This is a genomic window from Streptomyces sp. NPDC033221 (assembly GCF_055577005.1).
On record NZ_JBVIQN010000087.1, the window covers coordinates 1 to 4,971 of the forward strand.

Annotated in this window: 7 protein-coding genes and 1 pseudogene; 5 read left to right on the forward strand and 3 right to left on the reverse strand. The window is 67.8% G+C overall.

The window, feature by feature from the left end; genetic code table 11:
* A partial coding sequence (locus tag ACZ53K_RS42545; RefSeq protein WP_468848494.1) for an ArnT family glycosyltransferase occupies positions 1–1,677 on the forward strand: 1,677 nt, incomplete at its 5' end.
* Between the two features lie 178 nt (positions 1,678–1,855).
* On the forward strand, positions 1,856–1,933 hold the full coding sequence (locus tag ACZ53K_RS42550; RefSeq protein ID WP_370443954.1) for a 50S ribosomal protein bL37: 78 nt from the start codon (positions 1,856–1,858) through the stop codon (positions 1,931–1,933).
* A 78-nt stretch (positions 1,934–2,011) separates the two neighbouring features.
* Here the strand turns inward: ACZ53K_RS42550 and ACZ53K_RS42555 are convergent, their stop codons facing one another.
* The 3 genes and pseudogenes from ACZ53K_RS42555 to ACZ53K_RS42565 all read right to left on the reverse strand — a co-directional run bounded on the left by ACZ53K_RS42555 (position 2,012) and on the right by ACZ53K_RS42565 (position 3,701).
* Entirely contained in the window at positions 2,012–2,512 is a 501-nt protein-coding gene (locus ACZ53K_RS42555) for a peptidylprolyl isomerase (protein WP_468848497.1), read from the reverse strand.
* A gap of 145 nt (positions 2,513–2,657) precedes the next feature.
* A complete protein-coding gene (locus ACZ53K_RS42560; RefSeq protein WP_468848499.1) occupies positions 2,658–2,864 on the reverse strand; it encodes a DUF397 domain-containing protein in 207 nt (68 codons plus the stop codon).
* A pseudogene (locus ACZ53K_RS42565) lies at positions 2,861–3,701 on the reverse strand (helix-turn-helix domain-containing protein). Before ACZ53K_RS42565 ends, ACZ53K_RS42560 begins: the two are co-directional and overlap by 4 nt.
* A gap of 232 nt (positions 3,702–3,933) precedes the next feature.
* On the opposite strand from ACZ53K_RS42565, the gene ACZ53K_RS42570 reads away from it, so the two are divergent.
* From ACZ53K_RS42570 to ACZ53K_RS42580, 3 genes are all read left to right on the forward strand, one after another.
* The gene (locus ACZ53K_RS42570) at positions 3,934–4,083 is read left to right on the forward strand and encodes a hypothetical protein (RefSeq protein WP_468848502.1); all 150 of its coding nucleotides are present in this window, start codon (positions 3,934–3,936) and stop codon (positions 4,081–4,083) included.
* Positions 4,080–4,328 carry a DUF7848 domain-containing protein gene (locus tag ACZ53K_RS42575; RefSeq protein ID WP_468848504.1) on the forward strand — a complete coding sequence of 83 codons (249 nt, stop codon included), beginning with the start codon at positions 4,080–4,082 and terminating at the stop codon, positions 4,326–4,328. Before ACZ53K_RS42570 ends, ACZ53K_RS42575 begins: the two co-directional genes overlap by 4 nt.
* Before the next feature lie 185 nt (positions 4,329–4,513).
* A partial coding sequence (locus ACZ53K_RS42580) for a radical SAM protein (protein WP_468848507.1) occupies positions 4,514–4,971 on the forward strand: 458 nt, incomplete at its 3' end.

The window sequence follows — 4,971 nt, forward strand, 5'->3', positions numbered from 1 at the left end:
CGCTGGCAAGGCCCCGCCACCGGACTCCTGGCCGCCACCCTGCTCACCCTCACCCCCGTCACCGCCTCCCTGTTCGGCCACGCCATCCCCGACGCGGCCCTGATCATGTGCCTGGTACTGGCCGTAGACCGCTACCAACTCGCCGCGCGCGGCGCCCGCCTGCGCTCGCTGGTCTGGGCCGGCGTGTGGGTGGGCCTGGCCTTCCAGGCCAAGATGATGCAGGCCTGGCTCGTCGTCCCCGCGCTGGCCGTCGGCTACCTCGTCACCGCACCCGTCACGGCGCGCGCCCGGATCGGTCATCTGCTGACCGCCGGGGCCGTGCTGTTCGCGGTGTCGTTCTCGTGGGTACTGATGATGACCTTCACTCCGAAGGACGTACGCCCGTACGCGGACGGCTCGACGAACAACAGCGCGCTGTCGATGGTCTTCCAGTACAACGGCTTCAGCCGCCCGGCGGACAGCGGGCCGGGCGGACCGCGCGGCTCCGCCATTCAACCCGCGGGCCCCACCAACCACACCAGCCCACCCGCCGCAGGCACGCAACCACACCCCCGACCGGCCGCCGGCGGAAAACCCTCCGGTGCCTCCCGCAAAATGGTCAGCCTGGGCAGCGAGAAGAACACCTGGTACAAGCTCCTCACCTCCCGCTTCACCCCACAGATCGGCTGGCTCTACCCGCTCGCCCTGATCGGTCTGGTCCACGGCCTGCTGCTGCGCGGCAGGCGCCCCCGTACGGACCGGCTGCGCGGCGGCTACCTCATGTGGGGCACCTGGCTGCTGACCACGGCCGCCGTACTGAGCGTTGCCGACATCCCGCACACCGCGTACGTGGCGGGCCTGGCCCCCGCGCTCGCCGCACTCGCCGCCGCCGGAGCCGTCACCCTGTGGCGGACCCACCGCACCGCCACCAGCAGCCCGGCGCGCTGCCTCCTCCCCCTGGCCATCACCGTTCAGACGGTCTGGGCGTCCTTCATCGCCGCCGAACACACCGCCTTCGCCCCCTGGCTCGTCCCCGTGATCATCACGGCGGCGCTCGTCAGCCTCCTCGGCCTTCTCTCGTACGGCCGCGCCACCGCCCGCCGCCTGCGCCCCGTCGCCCTCACCGCCCTGACCGCCACCTGCGTCGCCCTGTTCGCCGCTCCGGCGGCCTGGTCCATGTCCGTACTGGACCAGCGGTACGCGGGTTCGTCCTTCGAGGCCCATGCCGGACCGGGCGGCCAGAACGCCACGGCCGGCGCACCGGGCGGCGCGGTCTACGGGGGCGCGGGCGGCGCCTCGTACGACATGTCCCCGGCCCCGCTGACCGCCGCCCAGAAACGCCTGCTGGACTACGTACAGCGGCACAACGCCAACGCCAGGTACACGCTTTCCGCGGACGGCGGCTGGGCACGCTCCCGGGCCATCACCCACACCGGCCTCCCCATCCTGCCGCTCGGCGGTTTCGCCGGAATGGCCACATCGGTCACCCTCGCCGAATACCGGCACCTCGTCGCCTCGGGCCGGCTGCGCTTCGCCCTGCTCAACCCCACCGCGCCCGCAGGCGGCAACGTCTCCGAGACGGCCCGGATCAACGCCTGGGTCCGCTCCACCTGCACCAAGGTCCCCCCGAAGGCCTACGCCGCCCCCAAGGACCCCACCCTCCCCGAACCCCTCTACAACTGCACCCCCGCCCCCTGACAACAGCTCCCACCCGCACCCTCTCCCCCCACCCCTCGTTCTCCGTGATGTGTCTCACGAGACGTGTGGTGCCCCGTGAGACGGGTATCCGGCCCCGGGATCGCACGGCAGACCGCCGCCATGAAATGGTAGAAATGCGGAGGAAAGCCCTGCGAACCCCCTGCGGAGAGGAGACGCCATGTCGTCGAAGCGACGCCGTAAGAAGAAGGCACGCCGGAAGAACGGTGCCAACCACGGCAGCCGTCCCCAGTCCTGAGCGGCCGGCCGCACCTACGTGAAGACCCCCGGGACACCGTCCCGGGGGTCTTCACTGTCTCTGGGCGCTACGAACCCGTTACGCGGCGTCCACGACGCCCGAGGACTTGACCTCGATCTTCGCGGAGGTGGCACCGGAGCGGGAGCCCAGCCCCTCGATCTTCTTCACCAGGTCCGAGCCCTCGACGACCTCGCCGAAGACCACGTGCGCACCGTCCAGCCAGGGCGTCGCCACCGTCGTGATGAAGAACTGCGAGCCGTTGGTGTTCTTGCCGGCGTTCGCCATCGACAGCAGGAACGGCCGGTCGTGCTTCAGCTCGAAGTTCTCGTCCGCGAAGCGGTCACCGTAGATGCTCTTGCCGCCGGTGCCGTTGCGGCGGGTGAAGTCGCCACCCTGCAGCATGAACTCCGGGATGACCCGGTGGAAGGGCGAACCCGCGTAACCGAAGCCGTGCTCGCCGGTGGCCAGCTCACGGAAGTTGCGCGCGGTCTTGGGCACGACCTCGTCGTACAGCTTGAAGACGATACGGCCGGCCGCGTCGCCGTTGATGGTGATATCGAAAAATACGTTGGAACTCATGGAGCCCATCCTTCCACTTCCCCGCCCCATCCTGACGCCCCAGGTCAACACAGGCCGTTGGCCGGCCCGTGCCGCGGGCACGAAAGAGGCCCCCGCCGCTCCGGTGAGGGAGTGGCGGGACGCATGAGCAGGCCGGCCGCGCAGGTCAGCCGACGGCTCGACGGGCGAACTCGATCAGCCCGGCGAAGGCGGAAGGGTGCAGCAGCAGGACCGGGCCATCCGGGTCCCTGCTGTCACGGAAAGGAACCACGCCGCGTGAAACGACGAGGTTCGTGGCGACCTCTACGCAGTCGCCGCCGTTGTCACTGTACGAAGACTTGAACCAACAAGGGGGAGGGGGATCGATTATCACAAGGTGCCCTTTCGCAACTGCTCGATCATGGACACAGACGCCGCCTGAGACAGCGATTCGGCCTGTAGTTGATGGTAGGCCGTCATTATGGGCATCACGGCCGTGGTCTCTCGGTCCAAGTTTCCTTGAGCCTGAGATTCGGCGTAGCAGATCACAGACCGGTCTGGAAGCGTCAGAACGTTAACGGGCAGATTGAGCGTGCGGCGCTCGCCCATCTCGTACGGTGCCACCTGGAGGAGCGTGTTCGGCCGCTCGGCGAAGTCGACCAGATGCTCCAGTTGCCTCGCCATGACTTCGGGGCCACCGACGGGCCTGCGGATGCAGCTCTCATCCATGATCACAAACACCATGGGCGCGCGGGGCCGCATCAGCACCGCCTGGCGCTCCACCAGCAGGGCAACCCGCTCGTCTGCCTGAGCACTGGTGATTGCTTCCCGCTTCACAGCGCTCTGCGCCAAGGTCGCTGCGTACTCCGAAGTTTGCAGCAATCCAGGGATGATTCCGATGTTGTACAGCCGGATCTCCACGGCCCGCCCCTCGTACCCGACGTACTCCGGAAACCCTTCGAGCAAACTGCCGTGCCTGATTTCCGTCCACGCGCGCTCGAACGACTCTGCGGTCCCAGCGAGCCCTAGAGCAACGTCTACGGCGCGCGAAAAGCGCAGAGTTGGCGGTTTGCAGCATGTTTCGACCGCCGAAACATGCCTCCCCGAGTAGTCCATCCGCTCCGCCAACTCATCTTTGCTTCCACCCGCGCGCCTCCCGCGCGCCGCGCAACCGCGCACCGTAAGCCGCTCGGGGAGAAGCGTCCGGGTTCAACTGCTTCAGATTTACCAATGTTCTCCCCGTTTCCAGAACGTTGAAGGCAGGGCGACTGTAGGCCAACCTGGTCCCCGCTGGTAGCAGTGCGGTTACGGAGAGGAGTGAACTTGCTCCAAAACCACCCCCGTCCGCTCCCGGTGCCCCACAATGACCGCCCGCTTGTCCGGGCCGTACCTCCTCGCTGCGGAACGCCGAAGGCGTCGAAGGCGCCGAAGTCACACTCCCCCCCCCGGAACGGTGACCACAAGTGATCGACCCCGAGCCCGACCTCAGCTCCAGCCGGGAAAACTTCGCCCGGCTCATGCGCTCGCGCGGACACGACGGCATGCTCCTGCTGCGTACGAGTGGCGACAGCGAGGCGGCCCTCAACACCCCCGATCCGAAGGCGCGCACATGACATCTCCCACCCCCGTACCCACGCGCAAGGAAATCCAGATCACCGGCATCCGGAGGCACATCGCCGAGTGCGTCACGTCCGTCAAGAGCGGTCCGTGCGGCGCCCGTTCGAATGCCTGGGACAGCGCCCTGCACCTGGACGTGTGGATTCGTACCCACGCGGACGAGTACGAGCACAAGAAGTTCGTGAAGCGCACGGAAGAGCCGGTCAACGTCTATACCAAGCCCCCCAACAGGCAGCCGTGAGAGAGAGCGGCGGCGTGTCGGCAACCCGCCGCTGAGCCGCCAAGTCTCCCGTCCCCTGCCGCACGGACCCATGGCTCCCCCAAAGGACATGGAGGGCAGAGGGCGGGCTGAACCCCCCGGCGATCCCCGCGAACGAGCCGGTCGCCGAGAGTCCGCACCCACAGATCCCGGTGAAGGGAAAGCCCATGACCGCCATCACGGAAAGCCCCGTTACCCGGCCCGAGAAAGGGCTGGACATGCTGAAGCTGGAGATCACCGGAAGGTGCCAACTCTCCTGCACGCACTGCCTGACGGAATCGAGCCCGGGGTCGGATCACGGCGTGGTGACGGAGGCCGACTGGCGCTCGGTCATCATCGGCGCCGCCGCGCTCGGCATCCCCGAAGTGCAGATCATCGGTGGCGAACCCACCACGCACCCCCAGTGGGAAGAGTTCGTCGAACTCGCCCTGTCCCTCGGACGCGAAGTGGAGATCTACAGCAACCTCTACCGCGTGCGCGCCCCGTGGTGGCCTCTCTTCGGGCGGAAGGGCGTGACGTTGGCGACGAGTTACTACAGCGACCGCGCCGACGAACACGACCGCATCACCGGCCGCTCCGGCAGCTACGACCTATTGACCGAACTAACTCATACGTTCTCGCAGGT

Coding starts and splice junctions, on each gene's coding strand:
- ACZ53K_RS42555 (WP_468848497.1), bottom strand. CDS start 2,512: ATGAGTTCCAACGTATTTTTCGATATCACCATCAACGGCGACGCGGCC.
- ACZ53K_RS42550 (WP_370443954.1), top strand. CDS start 1,856: ATGTCGTCGAAGCGACGCCGTAAGAAGAAGGCACGCCGGAAGAACGGT.
- ACZ53K_RS42575 (WP_468848504.1), top strand. CDS start 4,080: ATGACATCTCCCACCCCCGTACCCACGCGCAAGGAAATCCAGATCACC.